Raw genomic sequence first — 419 nt, 5'->3', positions numbered from 1 at the left:
CACCAAGTTACCGGTCGCGGTCTCAGCCGTGCTGCTGGGATTGCTGCCCGTAACCGTGCCGCCTGCCAGATCAATACCATCCTTGCTGGTGTCCAGCGCGCTTTCATAGACCTTCACATCACTATCGGTCCGAGCAGTCAGGCCGCTATCGGCGATATTGATCGTCAGCGTTGTAGTACTCAAATCACCGTCACCATCGCGAATCGTGTAGGTGAAGATATCGGTTGCCCCCGCTGGGGTAACCGCATTGGGATTACTGTGATACACCGCAACGCCAGCCGCATTGATCGTCAGCGTGCCGTAGGTACCTGCGATATTGGTATTCAAACCGGTGTCGACATTGACGATCTGGCCACCCGCTTTAACGCCGATCACGGCCGCACCATCGGCACCCAAAGTGTCGTTGCCCAACACATTGG

Annotated in this window: 1 protein-coding gene; it reads right to left on the bottom strand. The window is 56.6% G+C overall.

What is annotated here, in order from left to right; translation table 11 throughout:
- A partial coding sequence (locus tag NPS46_RS25145; RefSeq protein ID WP_274112054.1) for an Ig-like domain-containing protein occupies positions 1-419 on the bottom strand: 419 nt, incomplete at both ends.

The organism is Pseudomonas putida, assembly GCF_028682395.1.
Lineage (GTDB): Bacteria > Pseudomonadota > Gammaproteobacteria > Pseudomonadales > Pseudomonadaceae > Aquipseudomonas > Aquipseudomonas putida_AB.
The sequence above is the reverse complement of the archived record's forward strand: the minus strand, read 5'-3'. Positions and strand labels throughout refer to the sequence as shown.